The organism is Micromonospora sp. C31 (assembly GCF_018070575.1).
Classification (GTDB): domain Bacteria; phylum Actinomycetota; class Actinomycetes; order Mycobacteriales; family Micromonosporaceae; genus Micromonospora.
The window spans coordinates 1-26,174 of sequence record NZ_JAGPXN010000019.1; the positions used below are offsets into that span (position 1 = coordinate 1).

Annotated in this window: 19 protein-coding genes; 13 read left to right on the forward strand and 6 right to left on the reverse strand. The window is 70.9% G+C overall.

Translation table 11 applies throughout. The annotated features are described in order from the left end of the window. The first annotated feature begins 879 nt into the window (after positions 1-879). The 4 genes from KBX06_RS22045 (at position 880) to KBX06_RS22060 (ending at position 7,111) form a co-directional block, all read left to right on the forward strand. Positions 880-1,077: a hypothetical protein gene (locus tag KBX06_RS22045; RefSeq protein WP_210838155.1), complete on the forward strand. Its 198-nt coding sequence runs from the start codon at positions 880-882 to the stop codon at positions 1,075-1,077. 63 nt (positions 1,078-1,140) lie between these two features. Further along, positions 1,141-4,335 (forward strand): type 2 lanthipeptide synthetase LanM family protein, encoded by a 3,195-nt coding sequence (locus tag KBX06_RS22050; RefSeq protein WP_210838157.1) that lies wholly within the window; start codon positions 1,141-1,143, stop codon positions 4,333-4,335. Continuing rightward, positions 4,316-6,073, forward strand: coding sequence for an ABC transporter ATP-binding protein (locus KBX06_RS22055; RefSeq protein ID WP_210838159.1), 1,758 nt, complete (start codon positions 4,316-4,318; stop codon positions 6,071-6,073). Before KBX06_RS22050 ends, KBX06_RS22055 begins: the two co-directional genes overlap by 20 nt. A 12-nt stretch (positions 6,074-6,085) precedes the next feature. Then, positions 6,086-7,111, forward strand: coding sequence for an MsnO8 family LLM class oxidoreductase (locus KBX06_RS22060; RefSeq protein WP_210838164.1), 1,026 nt, complete (start codon positions 6,086-6,088; stop codon positions 7,109-7,111). Positions 7,112-7,117: 6 nt separating this feature from the next. Here the strand turns inward: KBX06_RS22060 and KBX06_RS22065 are convergent, their stop codons facing one another. The 3 genes from KBX06_RS22065 to KBX06_RS22075 all read right to left on the reverse strand — a co-directional run bounded on the left by KBX06_RS22065 (position 7,118) and on the right by KBX06_RS22075 (position 11,186). Beyond that, a complete protein-coding gene (locus tag KBX06_RS22065) occupies positions 7,118-7,810 on the reverse strand; it encodes a response regulator transcription factor (protein ID WP_210838166.1) in 693 nt (230 codons plus the stop codon). 146 nt (positions 7,811-7,956) lie between these two features. After that, positions 7,957-10,410 (reverse strand): FtsX-like permease family protein, encoded by a 2,454-nt coding sequence (locus KBX06_RS22070; protein ID WP_210838168.1) that lies wholly within the window; start codon positions 10,408-10,410, stop codon positions 7,957-7,959. Further along, positions 10,407-11,186 carry an ABC transporter ATP-binding protein gene (locus KBX06_RS22075; RefSeq protein WP_247686453.1) on the reverse strand — a complete coding sequence of 260 codons (780 nt, stop codon included), beginning with the start codon at positions 11,184-11,186 and terminating at the stop codon, positions 10,407-10,409. Before KBX06_RS22075 ends, KBX06_RS22070 begins: the two co-directional genes overlap by 4 nt. Positions 11,187-11,296: 110 nt before the next feature. On the opposite strand from KBX06_RS22075, the gene KBX06_RS22080 reads away from it, so the two are divergent. Then, a complete protein-coding gene (locus tag KBX06_RS22080; RefSeq protein ID WP_210838173.1) occupies positions 11,297-12,421 on the forward strand; it encodes a sensor histidine kinase in 1,125 nt (374 codons plus the stop codon). Then, the gene (locus KBX06_RS22085) at positions 12,418-13,074 is read left to right on the forward strand and encodes a response regulator transcription factor (RefSeq protein WP_210838175.1); all 657 of its coding nucleotides are present in this window, start codon (positions 12,418-12,420) and stop codon (positions 13,072-13,074) included. Before KBX06_RS22080 ends, KBX06_RS22085 begins: the two co-directional genes overlap by 4 nt. A 1,171-nt stretch (positions 13,075-14,245) precedes the next feature. Here KBX06_RS22085 and KBX06_RS22090 read toward each other — a convergent pair. Further along, a complete protein-coding gene (locus tag KBX06_RS22090; protein ID WP_210838177.1) occupies positions 14,246-14,926 on the reverse strand; it encodes a TetR/AcrR family transcriptional regulator in 681 nt (226 codons plus the stop codon). A 104-nt stretch (positions 14,927-15,030) separates the two neighbouring features. Here KBX06_RS22090 and KBX06_RS22095 point away from each other — a divergent pair, with 104 nt between their 5' ends. Together KBX06_RS22095 and KBX06_RS22100 are read left to right on the forward strand one after the other, a co-directional pair. Beyond that, entirely contained in the window at positions 15,031-15,768 is a 738-nt protein-coding gene (locus KBX06_RS22095) for an NAD(P)-dependent oxidoreductase (RefSeq protein ID WP_210838180.1), read from the forward strand. Between the two features lie 26 nt (positions 15,769-15,794). Then, positions 15,795-16,505 carry a DUF4386 domain-containing protein gene (locus KBX06_RS22100; RefSeq protein WP_210838182.1) on the forward strand — a complete coding sequence of 237 codons (711 nt, stop codon included), beginning with the start codon at positions 15,795-15,797 and terminating at the stop codon, positions 16,503-16,505. A 180-nt stretch (positions 16,506-16,685) separates the two neighbouring features. Here KBX06_RS22100 and KBX06_RS22105 read toward each other — a convergent pair whose 3' ends face one another. Then, positions 16,686-17,300 (reverse strand): hypothetical protein, encoded by a 615-nt coding sequence (locus KBX06_RS22105; protein ID WP_210838184.1) that lies wholly within the window; start codon positions 17,298-17,300, stop codon positions 16,686-16,688. Between the two features lie 395 nt (positions 17,301-17,695). Here KBX06_RS22105 and KBX06_RS22110 point away from each other — a divergent pair, with 395 nt between their 5' ends. Next, positions 17,696-19,189 (forward strand): S1 family peptidase, encoded by a 1,494-nt coding sequence (locus tag KBX06_RS22110; RefSeq protein WP_307854716.1) that lies wholly within the window; start codon positions 17,696-17,698, stop codon positions 19,187-19,189. Positions 19,190-19,358: 169 nt separating this feature from the next. Continuing rightward, complete coding sequence (locus KBX06_RS22115) at positions 19,359-19,769, forward strand: hypothetical protein (protein WP_210838187.1); 411 nt, start codon at positions 19,359-19,361, stop codon at positions 19,767-19,769. A gap of 122 nt (positions 19,770-19,891) precedes the next feature. Here KBX06_RS22115 and KBX06_RS22120 read toward each other — a convergent pair whose 3' ends face one another. Further along, a complete protein-coding gene (locus KBX06_RS22120) occupies positions 19,892-22,408 on the reverse strand; it encodes an AMP-binding protein (RefSeq protein WP_210838189.1) in 2,517 nt (838 codons plus the stop codon). Positions 22,409-22,501: 93 nt separating this feature from the next. Between KBX06_RS22120 and KBX06_RS22125 the strand changes: the two genes are divergently transcribed. The 3 genes from KBX06_RS22125 to KBX06_RS22135 are packed head-to-tail and all read left to right on the forward strand — an operon-like array spanning position 22,502 to position 26,153. Beyond that, a complete protein-coding gene (locus tag KBX06_RS22125) occupies positions 22,502-23,548 on the forward strand; it encodes an iron ABC transporter substrate-binding protein (protein WP_210838192.1) in 1,047 nt (348 codons plus the stop codon). Positions 23,549-23,580: 32 nt separating this feature from the next. Then, a complete protein-coding gene (locus tag KBX06_RS22130; protein WP_210838195.1) occupies positions 23,581-25,128 on the forward strand; it encodes an iron ABC transporter permease in 1,548 nt (515 codons plus the stop codon). Next, on the forward strand, positions 25,125-26,153 hold the full coding sequence (locus KBX06_RS22135; RefSeq protein WP_210838198.1) for an ABC transporter ATP-binding protein: 1,029 nt from the start codon (positions 25,125-25,127) through the stop codon (positions 26,151-26,153). The genes KBX06_RS22130 and KBX06_RS22135 overlap by 4 nt, the downstream gene beginning before the upstream one ends. Positions 26,154-26,174: the final 21 nt, after the last annotated feature.

The following is a 26,174-nucleotide window of genomic DNA, read 5'->3' on the forward strand; positions in this document are numbered from 1 at the left end:
CGCTTCGGCACCAGCCGGCTCCTGCCGAAGATCCTCGATCTACCCGACCACGTGTGGATCAACAAGCCAGAGCCGGAACCTCAGGCCGCATAACTCCCGCTGGCCTCAAATCCTTGACACGTTCCGGGCCGACAGCTACGGACGGGATGACCAGGGGCGCAGGCACCTGACCAGCCATCCACGATCTTCTTCTAATCCCCAGGCCGTCGCCTGGTCCTGGCGGTCCGCATCCAGTCCGCAAGAGGTCGACGGGAGGTAGGGGAGTGGTGAGAGATGTCGAGAGGTGTTTCCGCTGGTAGAGGCCCCGGTGCCCAGGCCATCGGATCGCCCATCTTGATCTCATAATCCCTCGGTCGCGGGTTCGAGTCCCGCCCGTCCCACCAGGCAATTCCCCTGGTCGATAGTGCTGTCGGGGAGACCCGGACGAGCCGCGTCGACGTCCGGACCGACGCCTCTCCGTCCGCCCTGGGTTCGCAGCAGCGCGGTCGGGTGCCCGGCCGAGGCCGGCGGGTGGGCTACCCCGCCGGGTCGTCACCAGCCCTGCGGGAGAGAGCCTGGTCAACGACGCGACCGGCACCGGCGTGGCAGGGTGCGAGACCACCTCCTTGAGCTGTCCTGGTCGATGCTTGTCAACCCGCAAGAAGGCTGTTGTCGGCGGAAGAAGGGCCGGCGTGGGCCCGGCCGGGCAGCATCATCGGCCACCCTGGTTGCGGGTAGGCGGCGGCCGATCCGCGTCTTTCTAATGGTGGTGCTGATGCCGGAGGTGGTGACCCCATACCTCCGGTTCCTTCGGACGAAATCGAGGCCATGGCGCCGTGGTCGCGGTTTGTCGATAACTCCCGTCGACCGCCGGGAGAGTCAACCGAAAGGAACGCCACCATGTCTGCTGCTGTCATCGTGAAGTCCTGGAAGGACGCCGAGCTCCGGGAGTCGACGATCGACCACCCGGCCGGCACCGGCTTCGGGGAGCTGAGCGTCGAGGAGTTGCGCGAGGACCGCACCATCTACGCCGCGAGCAGCGGCTGGGTCTGCACCCTCACCATCGAGTGCGGCACGGTCGTCTGCGCCTGCCGGTAACGCTCGCCGTGGCGCCGGGGCGTGCAACAGCCGCCCCGGCGCCCCTCTTTCCGCAGGAGAGCCATGTCGTCCGTCAACAAGACCACCATCTCCTCCTCCCGAATGAGTGCTTATCTGCACGAGCGCTCGGCTAATGTGGCGGCGCATGAGGCGCAGACGGAGCCGGCCCGGTCGGTAGTTCGGCTGATCGAGGCATGGCGCGAGTCCGCCTTTCTCGACGAGCGCGTGTTCGCCCTTCGCCTGCGCGAAATGGGACTGACCTCCATCGACTTCGGCCAACTGCTCGCGGGCGGCGAATTCGAGGTTCGCGAAGGCGTGCTGGACTGGGCGACGGAACTGGCTGCCGTCCTGGACACCGACGCCGCGGACGTCGCTGGGCTGCCCTTGTCCACGAAACTGTGGTCCCAGGGTTTTGAACGCCTGCCCTTCGCCGGTCTGCTCAACCGCTTCCTCGCTTACTACGAGCAGCGGCTACGGGACCGACTGCCACCCGCAACCGGTCTGGCGCGCGCGGTCCGGCTGCGCCGGCCGTTGCTGGAGGGCCTGGCGAACCGACTCCTCACCATCTGCACGCGGACCCTGCTGCTGGAACTCAATGTCGCTCGGGTTCAGGGACAGCTGACCGGCGACACCCCGCAGCAGCGCTACGACCACTACGACCGGGTGCTGCTCACGGACGCCGGAAAACTGAATGCTCTCTTCGACGAATACCCGGTGCTCGGCCGCTGCCTGGTGGAGGCTGGACGCGGGTGGGTCAGCCACGTCGCCGAGCTGTGGGAGCGGTTGGCCGCGGACGAGGAGCCGTTGCGCGACGCCGGCCTGCTCCCGCCGACGGCCGGCGAGGTGACCGCTGTCCGGCTAGACTTGGGCGACCCGCACAACGGCGGACGCTCGGTGGCTCAGCTGACCTTCGCCGATGGCACCGACCTCGTCTACAAGCCGCGGTCGGTCTCCGCCGAGCGCGCGTACGCCGACACGGTGGCTGAGCTCAACCGGCTCGGCGTCTCGCCCGCCGTGATGGCCCCGCGGGTGCTCGACCGCGGCACCCACGGCTGGTGCGAGTTCATCTGCCCGCAGCCCTGTGCCGATTCCAGCGAGCTGACCCGTTTCTATCGCGCCGCGGGCTCGGTGCTGGCGGTCATGCTGCTGCTGGGCGCCGTGGACATGCACATGGAGAACGTGATCGCGGCTGGCTCGTCGTTCAGCCCGATCGACCTGGAGACGTTGCTGCAGCCCGGCAATCCCGCCGGTGCTCCGCAGGACGCGTACGGCCGCGCCGTCGATCTGCTCAACCAGAGTGTGCTGGCGATCGGGATCCTTCCCGCGCGGGCCTTCGGAGGCCGGCAGCGGCAGAGCGTCGACGTGAGCGCCATCGGCGGCGGGGAACCCCAGACCGCGCCCCGACCGGTGCCCATGATCGTTGACCTGTACACCGACATGGCACGGGTGGAGGCCGTCGAGGCGACGATGCTCGGCGCGCAGAACCGCCCGACGCTGGTCGGGGTGGACGTCGATCCCCGGGAGCACACCGAGGACGTCGTTGCCGGTTTCGTCGAGGCGTACGACATCATGACCGCACATCGCGAGGTTTTCGACCGGCTGCTCGCCGGCTTCCGCGACGTGGAGGTCCGCTACCTCGCCCGCCCGACTCGTCGCTACAGCGTGTTCCTGACCGAGAGCTACCACCCCGACTATCTTCGCGACGCGCGGGACCGGGATCGGTTGCTCGACAAACTGTGGACCGCAGCCGCAGCCCGGCCCGACCTCGTCCCGCTCCTCGAGTCGGAGAAGCGTCAACTGCTCGACGGCGACATCCCCTGTTTCCGTACGGTTGCCGGGACCCGGCAGATCGGCACGGCCGGCGGCGTTCTCGCTCCCGAGTTCTTCGCGGCGCCCGGCGCCACCGTGCTCGCCGACCGACTGGGCCGGTTCGGAGCCGTGCACCGGGCCGCGCAGGTACGTATCATCCGGGACTCGATGGGCACGATGCCGGCGCCCCCATCCGCGGTTCGCCAGGTGTTGCCGCCCACGCCGACGGCGGATGTCGATCAGCGGACAGTTGCCGATCTGGCCGGTTTGATCGCGCGTCAGCTGGCAGACGAGGCTGTGCTGGGTGTTGACGACGTCAGCTGGATCGGGGTCAGCATTGAGGGCATCGAGCAGGAGACATACAGCTACAAGCCGCTGTCGACCGGTCTCTACGACGGGGTCGCCGGCATGGCGCTCACCTTCGCGTACGCCGCGCGGCAGTTGGAGGACGAGCGGTATCTGGACCTGGCCCACCGCGCGGCCCGGCCGGTGGTCGGGTATCTCCGATACCTGGCCGAGCACCGCATCGTGGAAACCGTCGGCGCGTACAGCGGCATCGCCGGGCTGCTCTACACGCTCGACCACGTCGCCCACGCCACGGGGGATCCCACCTACCTGGACGCGGTCGCGGACGCGCTGCCCTGGCTGCGCGAGTGCGCCACGCGGGAGGAGTGCCCCGATCTGATCGCCGGGCTCGCCGGCTGTGCCGTGGTGTCGCTGTCCCTGTACCGCCGACACGGCATGCCGGCCCTGCGTGACATCGCGGGCATCTGCGGTCAACGGCTGGCCGGATCGGCGGTCGACGTCGAGGGCACGGCCGGCTGGTACGCGACTCGTACCGGAGTGATGCTCGGCGGGTTCTCCCACGGCTCGGCGGGCATAGCGTGGCCGTTGTACGCGCTGGCGGAGGAGTTCGGCGACGGAGCACTGCGTGAGCTGGCGGGTCGGGCGATCGACTTCGACCGCCGTCTGTACGTGCCTTCTGTCGGGGCATGGCGCGACCTGCGCCCGGAGATGGCCGCCTCCGAGGGGTATCCCGCCTTGTGGTGCCACGGCGCCGCCGGCATCGGACTTTCCCGCCTGTTGATCCAGCGGCACCATCGGGACGACCAGTTGGCACGGGAGGCGTCGGCCGCCGTGGCCCTGGTGTCCACTCACGGATTCGGGCTCAATCACAGCCTCTGTCACGGTGACTTCGGAGCCCTCGCCCTGCTTGACCTGGCAGAGCGGACCGGAGCCGGGCCGACCGGGCACGACGCGTTCGCCGGTGGGGTGGTCCGTGATATCCGGGACGGCGGCGTGCGCTGCGGCCTCACCGGAGGCATCCAGATGCCCGGTCTGATGCTCGGCTCCGCTGGCGCCTGCCTGGGCCTGCTGCGGTTGGCCTGGCCGCAGGACGTCCCTGCCGTGTGCTGGCTCGAGAGCCCCCGTGACCGCGACGCTCGGTGAGCCGGTGCGCGGCGAGCGATCGCGCCACCTGCTGCGCCAATGCGTGGCCGAGCATCGCGGCGCGTTGGCCGCGGTCTGCGTCCTGGCGCTGATCGGGGTAGTCCTCCAGCTCGGCCAGCCGTTCCTGATCCGTCGGGTGCTGACGGCGGTCCAGGCGTCCGAGCCGTACGGCGCGGTCGCAGTCGCGGTGCTGCTGGTCATGGTGGCCGGAGCGGGCCTGGGCGCGGTGCAGCAGTTCCTGTTGCAGCGCACCGGTGAGGCGGTGGTGTTCACCGCCCGCCGCACCCTGATCGAGCATCTGCTTCGGTTGCCGGTCAGTGTCTACGACGAGCGACAGACCGGTGATCTGGTGTCCCGGGTGGGCGCGGACACCACCCAGTTGCGCTCGGCCGTCACCGCCGGCGTGGTGGACCTGGTCAGCGGGTTGCTGCTGGTCGCGGGATCGGTGGTTGCCATGGCTCTGATCGACCCGGTGCTGCTCGGGGTCAGCCTGCTCCCGGTGGCGGTCGGGGCGGTGGTGGTGCGTCTGCTGGGTCGGCGTCTGCGTACTCTCAGTGAGAACGTCCAGGTGGAGGTCGGCGGGCTGACCGCCGCCGTGACCCGTGTCCTGGGCGCCATCCGGACCATCCGCGTGGCCAATGCGACCCGACGTGAGACAGCCCAGGTGGTGCGAGCGGCCGACCGGGCACGTGCGGCGGGTGTACGGCTGGCCCTGGTGACCGCTCAGATTGGGCCGGTCGTCCGGCTGGCGTTGCAGGGCTCCTTCGTCGCGGTGATCGGAGTCGGTGGCTATCGCGTCGCCCAGGACGCCATGTCAGTCGGCGACCTGGTGGCGTTCACGCTGTTCCTGTTCACGCTGGCCCTGCCGTTGGCGCAGGTCGGAGATGCGGTGGCGCAGATCCAGAGCGGCCTGGGGGCGGTGTCACGGATCCAGGAGATTCTCGAGCTGCAGGACGAGGATCGGATGATGCCGGCACGGCCGGTCCCGCCGGTCCGTTGTCACCGGGCGCAGCCACTGCTGGAGTTCGATCGGGTCTCGTTCCACTATCCGAAGGGTGCCGAGGTGCTGCGGGAGGTGAGCTTCCGGGTCCCCGACGGGGGCACCACCGCCCTGGTCGGTCCTTCAGGTGCGGGGAAGTCAACGATTCTGGCATTGATCGCCCGGCTGTACGAGATCTCCGATGGGTCGATCCGCCTGCACGGTCGGGACATCCGCGATTACAAACTGGTCGAGCTGCGGGGGGTGCTGGGATACGTGGAGCAGGAGGCGCCCCTGCTGGCCGGGACGGTGCGGGACAACCTCACACTGGCCGCGCCGGACGCCGCGGAGTCGGCGATCCGGCGGGTCACCGCTGCGGTGAACCTGGAGGAGACGCTGGCCCGTAGCCCGGCGGGCCTGGATGCGCCGGTCGGCGACGGCGGCGTTCTGTTCTCCGGCGGGGAACGACAACGGTTGGCGGTAGCCCGGACCCTACTGACCGCGGCTCCGCTGCTGCTGTTCGACGAACCGACCGCCCATCTGGACGCGCGCAACGAGCACGCGCTGCAGACCACGCTGGCGACCCTAGCCGCCGGTCGTACGTTGCTGGTCGTCGCGCATCGCCTGGCCACCGTGGCCAGAGCGGAGCAGATAGTGGTGATCGACTCGGGTCGCGCGGTGGCTGCTGGACGACACGAGGAGCTGATGATCAACGATCAGCTTTACCGCGAATTCGCGACCCGTCAACTCCTTGGCTGAAGGGATACTGGCATGCTCAGCATTCTGGATCAGGTTCCGGTGTTCCGCGATGGCAGCCCGGCGAAGTCGGTACGGGACTCCATCGAACTCGCCAGGGCGGTGGAGTCCTTCGGGTACCAGCGCTTCTGGATCGCCGAGCACCATGGCAGTGCCGCGAACGCCTGCGCGTCGCCGGAGGTGGTCGCGGCCGCCGTCGCGGCGGTCACGACGCGCATCCGGGTGGGCAGCGGCGGTGTCCTGCTGCCCTACTACAGCCCTTTGAAGGTGGCGGAGACGTTCCGGATCCTGGCGGCGCTGTACCCGGGTCGGATCGACCTCGGATTCGGCCGGGGAGCCGGTGGTCCAGTGGCCATGGCGGAGCTGCTCAATCCGTACGCTCTGGCCACGGACGAGGCGTTCCTCCAGCAGATCGGCCGCCTGCTGGGTTTCCTCGGGGATCCCCGTGCCGTCAGCCGGGTCTCGGTGACCCCGGAGGTGGCACAGCCACCCGTGCCGTGGATGCTCGGTTCCGGGGTGGGTAGCGCCCGGATGGCGGGCATGCTGGGCCTGCCGTTCTGCTTCGCCCAGTTCATCGCCGCCGAGGAAAGTCCCGAGGCGATCGCCGCCTACCGCGAGGCGTTCCGGCCGTCACCGTGGTCGGCCGAACCGCAGGCGATGCTCGCACTACGAGTACTCTGCGCCGACACGGCGGAGCAGGCGGAGGAGTTGGCCACCTGCTTCTGGATGTCTTGCACCACCGGTTGGCGTGCCCAGGTGCAGTTGACCGATGACTACCGCGGTGGCGTGCCGAGCCTGACTGATGTCGGCCGGTACACGCTGACCGCCGAGGATCGCGTGCTGCGTGAGAAGCGGCCGTTTCTACAGATCTCGGGCACGGCACCGGAGGTACGGGCGGAGATCCGGCGGCTCCAGACGGTGTACGACGTGCCCGAGGTCATCCTCACCACCAACTGCCCGGGAGTGACCGTGCGTCGGCGCTCGTACGAGTTGTTGGCTGCCGAGTTCGCGCTATTGGCGGGGGTCGGCCAGGCCGAGTGAATCGACTCATCGGTGCACGACCCCGCAAGCGAGGTGGGACGGCGGGGCCAACTCGTCGGCCGTCAGGCCAGCGGCGTAGGCACGCACCGCCGCCTGCACCCGATTGGCCACTCCGAGTTTGTTCAGGATGCTGCTGACGTATTCCTTGACGGTTGAGTCGCTGAGGAACAGCTTCCGGCTGATTCCCGCGTTGGTCAGTCCGAGGCCGAGCAACCTCAGGATCTCCTGCTCCCGCTGCGAGAGTTGCCGGACACTGTCCTCCACCGACGACCCGGGAAATGGCACGCCGCGGAAGCTTGTCCGCAGAACGCTCGACCAGGCTTCGGGTGCCAGCACAGTAGCGCCGGTGGCGAGCGCCTGCACCGCGACGACCAACTGCTCCGGCTGGCTGTCCTTAAGCAGGAAACCGGACGACCCGGCCCGCAGTGCATCGACGACCGACTCGGAGGGCGCCAATGCGGCCAGCATTGCGACCGCCGGCGGTGGGGTGAGCGTACAAAGTTGGCCCAGGACCGCCAGGCCATCCGGTTTCGCGGTCTGCGCGTCGACGAGCGCGACCGCGGGCCGGCATTCCTCTGCTACCGACCGGGCGTGCCGGCCGGCCGATGTCGCCACGACGAAACCTCCAGCGGTCTCCAGGATCATCTTGAGGCCGATACTCACCAGGACTTCATCGCCTACCACCAGCACGTCCGTCACACCGTTGCCCCCGCACGCATTGTGAACCGAAATGGATCGTGTTGCTTAAATGGCGACACACCGTCATGTTATTCGACTCATCGGATCAAAACAATGCTTGTATTCACTTATGGTGATCAGAGCGTCACCAGGGCTGGAGAGTGCGGCTAGTGGGTCAGGCCCTGAGCGGGAGAGATCCGCGTCGCTCGTCGGGCCGGCGCCACGCTGGCCAGCACCCCGGTCACCACGGCCGCGAGCAGCAGCAGACCCAGTTGCCCCCAGGGCAGCCGGATGACAGGTGTGGCTGTGGCGCCGACCGTGGCGGTGACCCCGACCAGGCCCACCGGAACGCCGATCACGACGCCGGCGGCGGCACCGACCAGCGTGATGGTCACCGCCTCGATGGCGAGCATTGCCCGCAGCCGCCCGCGCCGGGTGCCGAGCGCACGCAGCAGCGCCATCTCCTGGGTACGCTCGATGACCGACAATCCCAGCAGGTTCGCTATGCCGAGCAGTGCGATGATCACGGTCACGCCGAGCATCGCGAGCGAGAGTCCGAGCAGGATGGCGAGCACGTCGGCGATGTCGCTGCCCTCCGTGATACCGCCGCCCAGTTCCACGGCGGGGTCGCTGGCTGCGACGGCGTTCACCCGATCGGCCAGGAGGGCGCGGTCGAATCCGGGACGCGCCACTGCCCAGACGGTCGTGGGGACCGCCGCCACACCCTGGGCCGTGAGCGCGTCGGCGGAGGTCACCCCCAGGAGCTGACCCGTGGTGTCGGCCAGCCGGCTCGCGTGCGCGATGAACTGCAGAGTCCGGTTACCCACGCCGACGCTAACCGGGCTGCCGTCCGACAGGCCGCGTGCGGCGAGATAGGCGGCGGGCAGCAGGACGGTCGGCGGGCCGGCGGACGCGGCGAGTTCGGGAGCCAGAGTGCCCGCCAGCGCGGTGGGCAGGGCCGCGAGCTGGGCGGGGGTCGCCTTGCCGCCGTCGGAGAATCGGGCGTCCACGGTGGCCACGGTGGACGCGACGGACAGCTCCGGCACCGCAGCGAGGCGCCGGACAGTGTCCCCACTGATGGGCCCGCCGTCGGTGCGTGCGCTCACGGCCACCGGGTATCGGGCCTCAAGGTCGGCGTCGATGGTGGCCCGTCCCGTGGTGGCCGCCACGGCCAGACAGGCGATCAGGGCCGAACCCACCACCACCGCCATCGCCGCCGCGGCGGTCCGGCGAGCGTTCTGGCTGAGGCTGCTCCCCGCCAGGCCGGCGGCCACGCCGAAGCGCTCCAGGAGCCAGGTGACCGAAGGGAGCAGCACCGCGATCAGCCGGGGCAGGGCGATCAACAGACCGACCGCCAGCAGCAGCCCACCGACGAGTGCCAGCGGCAGCGAGGCGCCGATCCCGGCCACGGCCAGCACTGCGGCGGCGACGACCGTGACCACCGCGCCGACGACCAGACGACGCCCACCGCGGACCGCGCCCGCGGGCGGTTCGGCGGCCTCCTGTAGGGCACGGACCGGCGGGACCCGGGTGGCGCGTCGCGCCGGGAACCAGGCGGCGGCCAGCGTGGCCAGCACTCCCACCAGCACGCTGCCCACCAAAGCCAGGGGGTTCACCCGCAGGCCACCACCGCTGATGTCGAGCAGGTCGGCGCCGAGGTAGCCGACGGCGACACCCGCCGCGGCTCCCGCTGTCGCGCCGACCGCGCCAGCGATGGTGGCCTCGGCCAGCAGCACCCGGCTCGCCTGGCCCCGGTGGCCGCCGACGAGCCGCAACAGTGCGATCTGCCGAACCCGCTGGACGATCACCACGTGGAAGGTGTTGGCGATGACCAGGACGGAGGCCAGGAGGGCCACCGCGGCGAAGGCCATCATCAGCACGACCAGCTGGGTGTTGCCCCCGGCGAAGCGCGCTGCGGCCTGGTCGGCGGCCGCAGCGGCGCTCATCGCCGAGGCGCCCGGCGGCAGCGCGCGGTCGACCGCGTCGATGGTGGCCGCGAGGTGGTCCGGGTCGTCGACCGTGGCCAGCGCCGCGGGCGGTACGTCCCCGGCGAAGAACGACGGGTCGGCGTAGAAGCGGAACGACGATCCGGTCAACGGCCGGAATCCGAGATCGGTCGAGCCCGTCACGGTGACGGTCACCGGCTGCTTGTCGCCCTGCCGGAAGGTCAGCTGGCCGCCGACGCTGACGCCCAGGTCGTCGAGGGTCCGCTGATCCGCGACGACCTGCCCCGTGCCGTTGGGCCAGGACCCGTGATCCAGGTGGAACCAGCGGATTTCGGGCGTGGCGGCGATGCTCTGTACGTTGGCCGAACCGCGCCGGTCGCCGCCGAAGACGTTGACCGTACGCGCGAACTGGGGGTCGACGGTGCGGACGCCGGGAACGTCCGCCACGGCCCGGTACCAGCCCGGGTCGCGTACCGAACTCTCGGCGTCGAGAACGATGTCGGCCGTGGTCAATGGTGCCGCGGCGGTGAGCCGCAACCCCTCACCCGAGGTGGCGGCGAAGGTGGCCGTGGCGGCGAGGAAGCCCGTCGCCAGCAGCACCGCAGCGATGATCGCCAGCAACCGCGCCGGATAGGTGCGGACCTGCGCCCAGGCCAGTGCGAAGATCATGATCACACCGTCACCGAGGCCAGCGAGGCGAGGATGGTGTCCCGTGAAGGGCGACGCAGCTCGTCGTGGATGCGGCCGTCGGCCATCACCAGGACCCGGTCGGCGTACGTCGCCGCTCCCGGATCATGGGTCACCATGATGATCGTCTGACCGTACTGCTGCGCCGCGTCACGGAGGCCGCCCAGCAGGGCCCTGCCGGTGGCGATGTCGAGCGCGCCGGTCGGCTCGTCGGCGAAGACGACGGAGGGCTGGGCCAGCAGGGCCCGGGCCACCGCGACGCGCTGCTGCTGGCCACCGGACAACTCGGCCGGACGGTGATCGAGGCGGTCGCCGATCTGCAGCGCGTCGGTGATGACCCGCAGTTGTGCGGCGTCGACGGGCCGGCCGGCGAGCCGCAGCGGCAGCGTGATGTTCTGCCGGGCGGTCAGCGTGGGCAGCAGGTTGAACGCCTGGAAGACGAACCCGATCCGGTCTCGCCGCAGGTCGGTCAGCGAGCGGTCGTCGAGCCCCACCAACGACGTGCCGGCGACGCTGATCGTGCCCTCAGTGGGCGTGTCTAGGCCTGCCAGCAGATGCATCAGGGTGGTCTTGCCGGAGCCGGACGGGCCCATGATGGCGGTGAACTCGCTGGCGGCGAAGTCGGCGGAGACGCCGTCCACCGCCCGCACCGTGGACTCGCCGGTCCCGTACGTCTTGCGGACGCCCCGGCAGCTCACCATGTCGGCATACGTCGTCTGCGTCGTCACCTCATTGACGGTAGGGAGGCCCCCGGCCGTGCACATCCGTCCCCGGCATCGAGTTTCCTCCTCGACCGATACCTTGGTATCAAGCCTTCGGTATCGCTCAGAAAGCCGTGATTCCGCTGCCGCCCTCCGCTGCCTACGCTGGGGGAGTGCGGACCGAGACGAAGCAGACGTTGGCGGTCGACGCCGGCCTCGCCCTCGCCGTCGTGGTCGGTTGTCTGCTGCTCGGTCTCGCCGGTCTGCCCGACTGGTACTGGTCGGCACTGGTCGCGGTGCCCCTGGCGATCCGCCGCGTCGCGCCGCTGACCATGCTCGCTCTGGTGGCGGTCATCTCGGGCACGCACCTGCTGGTGGCGCACAGCTTCCTGTTCCCCGGCGACCTCGTCGGCCTCGTCGCCATCCACGCGGTCGCCGCGTACGCGACGGACCGGCTGCGGCACGCCGGTCTGCTGCTCGGCGCGGCCGGTGCTCTCGTGGTCGCCGGTTACGCCCTGCACGACCGTCGGCTCGGCGCCGGGCTGCCCGGTGTGCTGATCATGGCGACGTCGCTCGCCGCGTGGTCGACCGGGCTGATGCAACGCCAGCAGCGCAGCGCCGTCGACCACGCCGAGCGCCGCCGGCGGCTCGCCGAACAGGACAGCGCCATGCGCGCCCAACTTGCGGTCCATGAGGAGCGGAGCCGGATCAGCCGGGAGATGCACGACATCATCGCGCACTCGCTGGCCTCGATCATCGCCCAGGCCGAGGGCGGTCGGGTCGCCGCCCGCGCCGACGCCGTGGTCGCCGGTCCGCTGTTCGACCGGATCGCGGGCACGGGTCGTGAGGCGCTCGCCGACGTCAAACGCCTGCTTACCGCCGTCGACCGCGACGACGACCTGGACGCCAAAGGGCTGCGCGAGCTGCCGGCCCTGCTGACCAGCGTCGCCGCCGCCGGTCTGCGGGTGACCGTCACCAGGGACGGCAGCGAACAGCCGCTCGGACCGGGCATGGACCTCGCCGTCTACCGGGTGATCCAGGAATCGCTCACCAACGTCATCAAGCACGCCCCCCGGCAACAGGCGCACCTGCGCATGTGCTGGACGCCGGAGGTGCTCACCGTCACCGTGACCAGCCCGTCGGTGGGGCCCGGCGGCAGCGCGCCGGTGGAAGGGCGGGGCGTGTCCGGTATCCGGCAGCGGTGCTCGTTGTTCAACGGGGCCTGCACTCTCACCGCCGGGTCGGAGTTCGCGGTCACCACCACATGGCCGCTGGTTCAGGGGGGAGTGCCACAATGACCCAGCCGCCCATCACGGTGCTCATCGCCGACGACCAGGATCTGGTCCGCACCGGGTTCGCCCTGGTCGTCAACTCGGCCCCCGACATGCGTGTGCTCGCCACCGCCGCGACCGGCAAGGAAGCCGTCGCCCTCGCGGCCGAGCACTGCCCGGACGTCATCCTGATGGACATCCGCATGCCGGACACCGACGGGATCATCGCCACCCGCACCATTCTCGCGGCTCCCGGGCCCACCCCGAAGATCGTGGCGCTGACCACGTACGACACCGACGACTACGCGACCCGGATCCTGAACGCCGGAGCCAGCGGCTATCTGCTGAAGGACGCGACCGCCGAAGGGCTGACCGCGGCCATCCGTACGGTCCACCGTGGCGGATCGGTCATCGCACCCTCGACCACCCGGCGCCTGGTCGGCGGGCACGCCAGTTCCCCGTCGATCCGCGACACCACGGCGGCCGTCGGGTTCACCGCCCGGGAACGCGACGTCTTCGACCTGATCGTGGCGGGAGCGAGCAACGCCGAGATCGCCCAGCGGTTGCACCTGGCCGAGGTCACGGTGAAGACCCACGTCGGTCGGGTGCTGGCCAAACTGGGCGTCCGGGATCGCGTCAACATCGTGATCTGGGCGTACCGCAACGGCGTCGTCCGCTGACCCGCGTTCGGGTGGCCGCAGTTCACCGCGAAGACACACCCCCGTGAGGGCCCGCGACGTGCCTGCCGCGCTACTGTCAGGTGGCGGTGTCGGGGTCGCATCGGTGAACCGTACCGGCGGGTCGGACTGGCGGGCCGGGTTCATCGGGCACCGCCCGATGCCCATGAGCTCGGCAAAGTCAGCGGTAGCGGGTCTCCGGCGATCGTGGCGTTGTGGTTCGCATGTAGGTACCTCCGGCCCACCAATACCGCCTCTGAACAGGCGATCGTTCTCGCAAGATCAACGGGCACAAGCCGGGCGCATGTCGCATGATCTTGCGGTCGGATGGTCGCCTTGTTGGCACGTTCCGCCACTGAGCTCAGGACTGAGCCAACGACGCTGCTGGGCCGGCCTCGCCTCGGCATACAGTGCACGTGGGCCTGGCGGTGAGGAACGACCAGGTCGCCGACGCGATGGTGCCGTGGGCCTGCCGTTCACGATGCTGTCGAACGCGTTCGTCCCGACCGACGGCATGCCGGGTTGGCTGCGCTTCCTGGCCGACTGAAACCCGGTGAGCGCGCTCACCGCCGCCTCACGGGAACTGTTCGGCAATCCGGGTGCCCCGTCCGGAGACGTGGCCTGGCCGCTCACGCACCCGGTGGCCGCCGTCCTGCAGAGGACGCTGAACGCTCAAGGCATCTGGAAACCACCTGCACGACGCTACCTCTGCTGCGGGCTTCGCCTGCGCTGATCTGGCCACCTTCTGCCGCCTCGACGAGCTCGGCCTCGTCGTCACCGGGCAGCGACTCGAACCCATCCGCTTCCTGGTCGACCAACTCGGGTTGATCAGCGCGGAGCAGGTCCTTGCCCTGTGCACGGAAATCTTCCCGGAGGAGGAGGTCCCGGGCCGGGCAAGACTCGTGCTCGACGACGTGTTCGACAACTCGTAGGTCCGTCATCGGCCCTTCAATGCCGTGCGGGAACTGCGCAAACGCAGCGGCAACAGGTCACCGGTGATGGTCGCCGGTTGATTCGCATGGTGGTACCTCCGGCCCACCACGGTGGACCTGTCATGCGAACCAGTCCGCTGGGCACGTCGCAACGGCCCGCGAGACTGTCACGGTGGGCTGTGGCTGACCGAGATCCAGTGCCTCGTCAGGCGGCCCCAACGGAAGAGCCCTGCTCATCTCGGTTACGGCCAGCTTTCGCGCTGCCGTTGCAGTCCGTCGAGGATCAGGTCGAGTCCGATACCGAACTCCTCGGTGTATGCGTAGCCGGGTTTCAGCGCGCGGTCGACGATCATCTCGGTGAGGTGGGGGAACTTGTCGCGGGGTATCTGTTCCAGGATCGGGCCCGCCACGTCCTCGAGCTCCACAGGTGACCTGAAGGGCAGGCTGAGCTCCTGGAGCGTGAACCCGTAGATGTAGCTGTCCAGCAGCGACAGCGCGTGTGCCGCACCAGCGATCGAGAAGCCCCCTGACCGTAGGCAGCCGATGACCGCGTCGTGGTGGCGCAGCGTCGCGTGGCCGGGACTCGACCGTGAATCCATCAGGCTGATCGCCCACGGGTGGCGGATCAGTGCACCGCGCATCGAGACCGCCCGCTGGCGCATCGCGGCCCGCCATTCGACGTCGTCCGATGGCAGCTCGATCTCGGCGAAGACGAGATCGACCATCCCGTCGAGGATCACGTCCTTGTTGCGGAAGTGATGGTAGAGCGACATGGATTCGACGCCGAGCCGCTCGGCGAGCCTGCGCATGCTCGGCGCACCGGTGCCGGCCTCGTCCGCCAGTGTGACCGCTGTGCGAAGCACCAACTCCTTGCTCAGCGGGTTGCGACGGGGTGCAGGCGTGCCAGCTGGCTGCGTGGTCACGAGCGTCCTCCTGTCCGGCGTGTTGAGTCGCTTGACAACCTTACACCGCAAGGTTCAGCCTTACGGCGTAAGGCTGAACTGGCGGCGAGCAGAGGAGGGGTGCCATGGAACCGCTCGGTGTGGACGGAGCAAGGAAGCCGGGAGCAGGGAAGAGGCTGTGCGTCATCGGTGCGTCCGGGAAGCTCGGGCGGTACATGGTGCAGCACGCGTTGGATCGCGGGTATGAGGTCGTGGGTGTGTGCCGAGCGCAGAGCGTGCACAAGCTCGCCGAGTTCGAGGGACGGATCAGGATCGTCCCCGGATCGACCGACGACCGTGCGGTCGTCGCGCGAGCGGTGGACGGATGCGACGCCGTGCTCACGGTGTTGGTGCCGTGGGGGGTCAACCACTACGCCTCCGGTACGGCAGAGGCGGTGCTCGACCACGCACGTCCGGGCGCCCGTCTGGTGTTCTCCTGCGGCTGGCACATCACCCGCGACGGCAGTAGGGACCTGTACACCCGGAGATTCAAGCTGTACGCGGCCGTGTTCGGACGGCTGGCGAAGCTGGCCCGCGTCGTGGACGTGGACGACCAGGTGGCGGCGTGCCGGAGGATCTTTGCCAGTGACACCAGGTGGACGGTCGTGCGTGGCAGCGACCTGGAGGAGGGCGACAGCCAGGGCCTGCCGGTGTGGAGCCGGCACGTGGGTGACCCTGTCCTCGCGAGCAACCTGACCCGTCGCGTGGACTACGCCCGTTTCATGGTCGAAGCGGTGGAGAACGACGCCCTCGTCCACGAGGCCCCGGCCATAGTTGGCCGGCTGACCCCGTCGGCCCTCGCCCACGTCGTCGGGCCGGCGTGAGCGTCCAGGCAGGAAGGGGCCAGGCCGTGACCGCACCGACGACGCTCGCGAGAGTCGCGGGGTTCCTCTATCTGATCGTCGCCGTGTTGACCATCTTCGCCGGGCTGGTTAACGCGCGCGCCGTCGAATCGGGGGATGCTGCGGCCACAGTCGACGGCATCGGCACCTCGGCCACTCTCTTCCGCGTCGGCCTCGTCAGCGAGTTGATGGGGGCCACCGCCTTTCTGCTGACGAGCATGGCCCTGTACCTGCTGCTCAAGCACGTCGACCAATTGGCTGCCGCCGCTATGGTCACCTTCGTCGCGGTCAGCGTCGCGATCCAGAGCCTGAACCTGCTCAACCAGAAGGCGGCGCTGACGATCGCCACCGGCCAGGACTACGCCGGCGCCTTCGAGCCGGCCGAGCGCGACCAGCTGACTATGTTGTTCGCCGATATGCAACACGACGGGTACATCATCGCGCAGACGTACTTCGGCCTGTGGCTGCTGCCGTTGGGCTACCTGGTGGTCAGGTCGGGCTACTTCCCGAAGGTGTTGGGCGTCCTGCTGATGGTCGGGTGCCTCGGCCACCTCGTGGACGTGTTCGCGCGCTTTCTCGCCCCCGACTTCGGCGCGGACATCTCGCCATTCGTCATGACCGCTGCGGCGGTCGCGGAACTGTCGTTCATCGCGTGGCTGCTGATCAGGGCCGTGCGGCTCCCCGTCGACGGGTTCACCACGCCGGCCCGGTCGACCTGATCACCGCACGGGCTCGCCTTCGCCGGTGACGATCTCGGTCCTGTGTGTCCTGCCTCATCCGGTCACCCGTCCGGGCCTTCGCGGGAAGAGGCGGCTGGTTCTCCGAGCGCCCCGTCCGGCCCTGGCCGGACGGGGCGCTGGTGGCTCTCCGGGGCGGCAGCCGGCCTCCCGGTCACCCCGTCACTGCGGTACGGCGAAAACCGTCTCCGCGACGTTGCCGCTGTAGCAGGTGGTGGTGGCGACGTTGGGAGCGGTGACGACCTGGGTGCCGGTGACGATGTATCCCACGCCGGTCTGAAGGTTGCGGCACTGGATCTTGACCTTGTACGAACCGGTGTCGCACTGCACCCGTCCGCGCCCGTAGTAGTGGCTGCTGCCCTGGTGGACCCACTCGATCCACGGCGCGCAGCCGGTGACGCCGGTCGCCGGCGGATCCTGCACGGCGAAGACGGCCTCCGCGACGTTGCCGCTGTAGCAGGTGGTGGTGGCCGTGCTCGGGGCGTTGACCGCCAGGCTGCCGTAGACCACGTACCCCACGCCGGTCTGCATGTTGCGACACTGGATCTTGACCTTGTAACGGCCGGTGTCGCACTGGACGTTGCCCCGGCCGTAGTAGTGGCTGCTGCCCTGGTGGACCCACTCGATCCAGGTGACGCAGCCGGTGGGAGCGGCCTGAGCCGTCGGAGCGGACTGCGTGACCTGGGCGGGGCGAGCCGCCGGGGCCGCCTGCGCAGGAGTTGCCAGGACGGACACTCCGAGGAGGGCCGCCGCGAGCATCGAAAGGGCACGTTTCATCGAGGTGACTCCTGGTGGTCGTCAGTGCTGGGTGCGGACCGGTTCATGGTAGGAATCAACATCGACGTTAGTCGAGGCTCCGTCCGGTGGGGACGAAATTCGTCGCCGGCATCCGGGGCCGTTGAAAACCTTTCCTGGCGCCGTCGGAGTGGTGCGGCGGTGGCGCCGCGGACCGCCCGCCGCGCCGAGCGGCGGCATCAGGTTCGTCCCGCGCTGCCCGTCTCCGTGGCGATGACGGGGCGTGGTCGGACGGGTGCGCATAGTGCCAGACGCGGCGGTATGAGTCAAAGGTTATCTATCGGCATCGACGAATGGTGTTCTACGTTACCGCCACCTGTCGGTGCTCAGCACCATCCGGACGCACCCGCAGCTCCGCAACCCCGAAGGAGACCTGGATGAAACGAGTCCTTGCCGGCGCGGCGACAGCGGTGCTGTTGCCAGCCGGGCTGGCTGCCATCGCCATCGCCGGTCCCGCCAGCGCGAAGCCCGCCGGCCCGACACCGGTCGCACCGGCCGGGGAGGCAGCCTCGCCCGAGATGCTCGCCGCCATGCAACGTGACCTGGGCCTGACCGCCGCCGCGGCTCGCGCCAGGATCACCTCCGACGACGCCGCGAGCCGTACCGAACTGGCGCTGCGTAAGCGGCTCGGCCCCACCTTCGCCGGCGCCTGGCTGGCGCCGGACGCGAAGTCGCTGGTCGTGGCCGTCACCGACAGCGTCAAGGCCGCCGAGGTGACCGCCGCCGGTGCCACCCCCAAGCTGGTGGACCGCAGCGGGAAGAAGCTCGACGCGGTCAAGGCCGGCCTGGACGCAGCGGCCGCCAAGGCGCCGGCGGCCTCGGTGCCCGGCTGGTACGTCGACGTCAAGTCCAACACCGTCGTGGTGCAGGCACGGGGCGGCAACGCTGCCGCCAAGTCCTTCGTCAAGGCCAGCGGCGTCGACGCCTCGGCGGTACGGGTGGTCAGCACCACCGAACAGCCCCGGCTGCTCTACGACGTACGCGGCGGCGACGCCTACTACATCGGCGGTGGCCGCTGCTCGGTCGGCTTCTCCGTCAACGGCGGCTTCGTCACCGCCGGGCACTGCGGCAACACCGGTGCCGCCACGACCGGCTTCAACCGTGCCGCGCAGGGCAGCTTCCAGGGCTCCTCGTTCCCCGGCAACGACTACGCCTGGGTGGCGGTCAACTCCAACTGGACCCCGCAGCCCTGGGTCAACAACTACGCCGGCGGCAACGTGACCGTCGCCGGCTCCACCGTGGCCGCGATCGGCTCGGCCATCTGCCGCTCCGGCTCGACCACCGGCTGGCGCTGCGGCACCGTGCAGGCCTACAACCAGACGGTGAACTACGCGGAGGGCTCCGTCTCCGGCCTGACCCGCACCAACGCGTGCGCCGAGCCGGGTGACTCCGGCGGGTCCTGGCTCAGCGGCCAGCAGGCGCAGGGCGTCACCTCCGGCGGCTCCGGCAACTGCACCTCCGGCGGCACCACCTACTTCCAGCCGGTCAACGAGATCCTCTCCGCGTACGGCCGGACGCTGGTGACCAGCGGCGGCGGCAACCCGCCCCCGCCGCCGACCGGCTGCAGCGGCTACGAGTTCTCCGTGACCGGTTCGCTGTCCAGCGGCGGCAGCGCCTACCAGCCGAACGGCAGCTACTACTACTCGTCGACCTCCGGCACCCACAAGGGCTGCCTCGACGGCCCGACCGGTACCGACTTCGACCTCTACCTGCAGAAGTGGAACGGCAGCGGTTGGAGCGTGGTGGCGCAGGGTGCCACGGCTGCGGCCGACGAGACCGTCTCCTACAACGGCACGGCCGGCTACTACCGCTGGCGGGTGCACGCCTACAGCGGCTCCGGCAGCTACTCCCTCGGCTACAGCAACCCCTGACCGATCGACGGGACGCCCGCACCGCACTCCGCGGTGCGGGCGTCCCGCTGTCGCAACCGGAGAACGTACGCCGGCTCGCGGCGCAGACCCCGCCGACGTGCACACCCGGCTCGCCGCACTCACCGCGGCCCTGGGCAGCCGCCAGCGACGGTGGGCGACAATGGCGTCCATGACCGATCACGCCAGCACGGTGCGCGGCCTCACCGGGGTGTACCACGCCGATGGCGGCATTCGCGGCGAGCTGGCCTACGTAGCTGGGAAGCTGCTGGGCAGGGTGCACTGCGGGCTGTGCGACGTCACCCACGGGCCGCTGTACCGCAAGCGGCAGTGGGACAGCTTCGTGGCCGGTCTCGGCGTGTCCTTCCACCTGGTGCACCTCAACGAACGCGACCCCGCCATCAGCGACGTCAGCCAAGGCGTCACTCCCTGTGTCATCGCCCACACGGACACCGGCCCGATCCTCGTGCTGGATGCCCAGCAGGTCGATGCCGCGAACGGCGACGTCGAGACGTTCGCCGACCTGCTGCGGGACGCGCTCACGCGGCACGCGCTGAGCCTGCCGACCGGCCACGACAAGTAGCGCCGGAGTCGATCCGTCGACCAGTCGTACCGGTCCGCGATCGGCTCTGCCCGTACCGTCACCTTGCACCTCGGGCTTGCCCGCCGCGGTGCCAGCGTCCCGGGAGTGGGTGCCGCGCCCGGTCACCTCTCGGCAGCCGGTGCCCGGGTGCGGCGTACGGCTGCCGACAGCCGCCGGGCCGCCAGTCGGGCGAGCGCCGCGCAGCCGATCCCGACGGCCAGGGAGGCGACCAGCGCCGCGCCGCGCGACCAGGGGGCGACCAGCGGCATCACCTGCCAGTGGGTGAGGTAGACGTACAGGGAGCTTCCGGCCAGCAGCGCCGCCGCCCGGTTGATGGCCCGCAGGCTCGGCAGCCTGGGGACCCAGACCAGCAGGGCGAACCCGGCGACGACCAGCGCCTCCCGCGCCGGCTGTCCGAAGAACCCGGGCACCGTGAGCAGGGCGGCGGCCGTGACCGCGACACGCTGTGCGGTGGTGCCGGCCCGGGCGGCAGCCCAGCCGAGGGCGAACAGCCAGAACACCACGACGGCGGACGGGACGTGGCCGTACCCGGCCAGCCCCGGCAGGTCGTACCGGGTGACGAGGCCGAGCGCGGCGAGGGCGAACGGCAGCGCGAACGGCATCCGCCGCTCCAGCCGGTCCACCGCGGGCACGGCCAGCAGCGCGACCGCGGCGAGCAGGACGTAGACCAGCCCCTCGACGAACCAGAAGTGCCACTCGGTGGGCCCGTCGTGCGGCCCGAGGATGCTGTTGAGCAGCAGCACGTTGGTGATCGTGTAGTCGCCGGTGACCGCGCCGGCCGCGGCTATCCAGAGCACGGCCGGCAGCACCACCCGGGCGACCGCGCGTCCGGCGGCGCGCAGCCGGTCCCGGCGGGGCGCGTCGGTCAGCTGGAACCGGGCGAAGTTGAACCCGGCGACCGCGAGCAGCAGGTGGGCGCCACCCTTGACGGTGAACAGGGGGATGTGCGAGCCGACGATCACGACGATGGCCATCGCCCGCAGCGCCACGCTCGTCTCCAGCACGGCGGCGCGGCGGCGCGGCGCGTCGGGCGCGGGCCGGCGCAGGTCCCGGATCGCGGTGGTGTGCCAGTCGGCGGGCAGCCCGCCCAGGACCTCCTCCAGCCGGACGGACATCTCCACGTACGACAGGGAGTCGCCGCCGAGGGAGACGAAGCTGTCGTCGGGGGTGACGCCGGCGACGTCGAGCACCCGCTCGTACAGCCGGCACAGGTCGGCCCCGGCGGCGGGCGGCAAGTCGGTGGAGAGCGCGAGCAGGGCGAGCCGGTCGGGCTTGCCGTTGCCGAGCCGGGGCAGCTCGGCCAGCACGTGTACCCGCACGGTCCGTTGTGGCAGGCCGGCCGCCGCGGCGGCGAGCTGCCGGACCTGGTCTGCCTCGGCCGGTGCCTCGGCTCCCACGACCAACTCCCGGTCAGTGCCCGCGCAGCACGCCGACACGCCGGCCGCGCGCAGCCGTTCCTCCACCCGCGCCAGGTCGACGCGGAGCCCGAAGACCTTGGCGAAACCGCCGACGCGTCCCACGATCTCCCACAGGCCGTCCGGCGCGCGGCGGGCCACATCGCCCGTGCGTAGCTCCTCGACGGTGCGGCCGAGGGCCAGGTCGGCGGGCGCCTCGGCGTAGCCGAGCATGACGTTCGGGCCGGTGTAGACCAGCTCGCCGGTGTCCGGCTCCGGCCGGTCGGGCAGTGGAGAGAGCCGGAACGCGCCGCCGGGCACGGGGACGCCGATCGCCTCGGGGCGGGTGGCGGCCAGCTGCGGCGGCAGGTACGCCATCCGGGCGGTGGCCTCCGTCTGGCCGTACATGACGTACAGGTCCCAGCCGTGCCGGCGCCCGAGGGCCGCGTAGCGGGTCACCCGCTCGGGGTCGAGCCGGCCGCCGGCCTGCGTGACGTAGCGCAGGTGCGGCAGCCGCATCTCGGCGAAGCCCACCCGGTCCAGCAGCTCGAACGTGTACGGCACGCCGGCCAGGGCGGTGCCCCGGGCCGCCCGGAACAGCTCCCAGAACCGGCCGTCGGCGACCGACAGGTCGGTGAGCAGGAGCGCGGCTCCGCGCAGCAGGTGGCTGTTGACCACCGACAGCCCGTAGCAGTAGTGCAGCGGCAGGCTGGTGGCCGCCCGGTCGGTGTCGCGGATGCCCAGGTAGCCGGCGATGGCCTCGGCGTTGGCCTGAAGGTTCGCCCGCGACAGCCGGACGAGCTTCGGCGAGCCGGTCGAACCGGAGGTGCTCAGCAGGAGGGCCAGCTCCGGGTGCAGCTCGTGCCGGCTGTCCGGGCGGCGCTCGTCCACCGTCAGCGTCCCGCCGACGCGGCGCAGCACCACGTCCGGGTCGTACGACCGGATCAGCGCGTCGGTCGCCGCGGCGTTGTCGCCGGGTGCCAGCAGCAGCGGGTGGCCACCCACGAGGGCGGCGAGGTAGGCGACCAGTTCGTCGAGCTGGTTGGCCCCCGCCAGCAGGACCAGCCGCCGGTGCGGGCCGAGGCGGGCGGCCAGCTCGTCGACCCGGCGGGCCAGGTCCCGGTAGCTGAGCCGACCGTCTGCGGTGATCACGGCGGGACGGTCGCCGTGGCCGGCCAGGGCGGCGGCGAACGGTACCGGCTCGACGGCGGGGAGCACGCGCATGGGGCACAGGTTAGGGACGGCTCACCTCACTGGGAAGGCCAGGGTGACCTGGTCGGCGCGGACTTGCGCGAGAGCCCTCAGCTAAGGTAAGCCTTGCCTGTGCAGAAGCGTCTGAGTGTCATCCTGACCGCCACCCTGGCCGGCCTCCTCTCGCTGACGGCCTGCGGCGGCGGCGACGAGAGTGACCCGGGCAAGCCGGGCGACAAGCGGCTGACCATCTACAGCGGCCGCAGCGAGACCCTGGTGAAGCCGGTGCTGGAGAAGTTCGAGAAGTCGTCCGGGATCAAGGTCGACGTCCGCTACGGCACCACGGCGCAGATGGCGGCCCAGCTGCTGGAAGAGGGCGAGCGCAGCCCGGCCGACGCCTTCTTGGCGCAGGACGCGGGCGCGCTCGGCGCCGTCACCAAAGCCGGTCAGCTCGCCACCCTGCCGCAGGAGGTGCTGGACCGGGTGCCGGCGGCGTACCGGGCCAGCGGCGGGCAATGGGTCGGCGTCAGCGGTCGGTCGCGGGTGCTCGCCTACAACGCCGACCAGGTCACCCAGGACCAGTTGCCCAAGTCGGTGTTCGAGCTGACCGACCCCCGGTGGAAGGGCAAGATCGGTGTGGCCCCCACCAATGGCTCGTTCCAGGCGTTCGTCACCGCGCTGCGGGTGCAGCACGGCGACGCCAGGGCGAAGGAGTTCCTGACCGGGCTGAAGGCCAACGAGCCGCAGATCCGCGACAACAACGTGCAGATCGTCGCCGACATCGACGCTGGCAAGATCGCGGCCGGGCTGGTCAACCACTACTACGTCTACGAGATGGCCAAGGAGCGCGGCGGCGACCCGGCGACGCTCAAGGCGCGGCTGCACTTCTTCCCCGACGGAGACACCGGCGGGCTGGTCAACGCCGCCGGCATCGGCCTGCTCAAGCGGGCCGGCTCCGACCCGGACGCCCGTGCCCTGGTCGACCACCTGCTCGGCGCCGAGGCGCAGACCTATTTCGCGACCCAGACGTTCGAGTACCCGCTGGCCGCGGGCATCCCGGCCGCGCCGGGCCTGCCGCAACTGGCCGCGCTCGACGCGCCGAAGATCGACCTGAACGACCTCGACACGCTCGACGCGACGGTCGCGATGATCAAGGAATCGGGGCTGGCCTGAACGGGGTCCTCGCTGGTGACCGCCGGGCCCGCATGCGGGCCCGACGGTCACCGCGCCGCGTGCTGCCCCGGCCCGGCCTGACCGTCGCGTCGGCCGCCGCCGTCGCGGTCGCGCTGCTGCCCCTGGTCTATCTGGCAGTACGGGCCGGCGAGGCGGGCTGGGACCGGCTCACCACCGAACTGCTCACGGAGCGGCTCGCCGTGCTCGCCGGCCGCAGCCTGGCCCTGGCCGCCGTGGTCACCGCCGCGTGCACGGTCCTCGGGGTCGGCGCCGCGTTACTCGTCGCCCGCACCGACCTGCCCGGCCGTCGCGCGTTCGGCGTCGTCGCCGCGCTGCCGCTGGCCGTGCCCACGTACGTCGCCGGGTTCGCCTGGATCGCCACCGTGGACGGGTTCGCCGGCTTCTGGGCGGCGGCGTTGCTGCTCACCGTCTGTTCCTACCCGTACGTCTTCCTGCCGGCCGTCGCCGCGCTCACCCGCGCCGACCCCGGGCAGGAGGAGGTGTCCCGGTCCCTGGGCCGCGGTCCCTGGGCAACCCTGCTCGGGGTCACCCTGCGCCAGATCCGGCCGGCCGTCGCCGCCGGTGCGCTGCTGGTCGCCCTGTACGTGCTTTCCGATTTCGGTGCGGTCTCCCTCGTCCAGGTCGACACCTTCACCCGGGCCATCTTCACCGCGTTCAACCTCGGCTTCGACCGCACCGGCGCGTTGGTGCTCTCCACGGTCCTGGTCGTCCTCACGGTGCTGCTGATCGGCGCCGAGCTGACCACCCGCACCCGCGACGCCCGGTACGCCAGCACCGCTGTCCGGCCACCCGTCCGGTTGGGGCTGGGCCGGTGGCGGTGGCCGGCCGTGACCGCCCTGCTCGCGGTCCTGGCGCTGGCCCTCGGCGTACCGGCAGTCGGGCTGGCCCGCTGGCTCGCCGCCGGGGTGTCCCGCCCCGGCTCGCTGGCCGAGATCGCGGCGGCCGCCGGCGGGTCGCTGTCGGTGTCGCTCGCCGGCGCAGCGTTCACCATGCTGCTGGCCCTGCCGCTGGGGCTGCTCGCCGCCCGCGCCCCCGGCCCGGTGACCACCCTGCTGGAACGGCTCACCTACGTCGCGCACGCCCTGCCCGGCGTGGTGATCGGCCTGTCCCTGGTCTTCTTCGCCGTCAACGTGGCGTACCCGCTCTACCAGAGCCGATGGCTGCTGGCGCTCGCGTACGCGACGCTGTTCCTGCCCCTCGCGGTGGGCGCGGTCGCGTCCGCCGCCGCGCAGAGCCCGCCCGCCGTCGAGGAGGCCGCCCGGTCGCTGGGTCGGGGACCGTTCGCGGTGTTCCGCACGGTCACCCTGCCGCTGACCCTGCCCGGCATCGGCGCCGGCGCGGCGCTGACGTTCCTCACCTGCATGAAGGAACTCCCGGCCACGCTGCTGCTGCGGCCCACGGGGATGGACACCCTGGCCACCGAGCTGTGGACGCACACCTCGACCGCCGCGTACGCCGCCGCGGCGCCGTACGCGGCCATCCTCGTAGTGCTCGCCGCCGTGCCCACCTGGCTGCTCGCGGCCCGCACCGGACTCACCGATCCCGGAGGCACCCGATGACCGAGAGCATGTTGACGGTGGCTGGCCTGGCCAAGTCGTACGGGGCCGTGCCCGCACTCGCCGGCGTCGACCTCGACGTCCGCCGCGGCATGCTCCTGGCCGTACTGGGCCCGTCCGGCTGCGGCAAGACCACCCTGTTGCGCTGCGTCGCCGGGTTCGAGCGGGCCGACCGGGGCACCGTCAGCGTCGCCGGCCGCACGGTCGTCGGAAACGGGGTGCATGTCCCGCCGCACCGTCGCCGCGTCGCCGTCGTCCCGCAGGAGGGAGCGCTGTTCCCGCACCTGTCCGTCGCGGACAACGTCGGCTACGGGCTGGATCGGGCGGCCCGGCGCTCGGGCCGGGTGGAGGAGGTGCTCGACCTGGTCGGCCTCGCCGGGTACGGCGCGCGGATGCCGCACCAGCTCTCCGGCGGTCAGCAGCAGCGGGTCGCGGTGGCCCGTGCGCTGGCACCCCGGCCGCCGCTGGTGCTGCTGGACGAGCCCTTCAGCGCCCTGGACGCGAAACTGCGCACCGAGTTGCGGGCCGACGTGCGGCAGGCGCTGCGGGCCGACGGCGCCACCGGCGTGCTGGTGACCCACGACCAGGGCGAGGCACTGTCGATGGCGGACGCCGTCGCGGTCATGGACGCCGGGGTGATCGTGCAGTGCGGCACGCCCGCCGAGGTCTACCGGGACCCCGCAGACCCGTGGGTGGCCCGGTTCGTGGGCGACGCGGTGCTGCTCCCGGGCACGGTCGACGACGACGTGGCCGTCACCCCGCTGGGCCGACTGCCGCTGCGCGGGCCCTCCACCGGGGGCGCGGCGACCGTCCTCGTCCGCCCGGAGCAGATCCGGCTCGCCACGGTCGGTGGGGCGCCGGCCACGGTGGTACGGCAGGACTTCCACGGGCACGACGCGCTGACCACGCTGCGGCTCGACGACGGCACCGTGCTGGCCGCGCGGACCCTCGACGAGGGCACCGGCCTGACCGCCGGCGCCCAGGTCGGGGTCACGGTGTGGGGACAGGTCCGCGCGTACGCCGGATAGCGGGTCGACCTGCCCCACCGC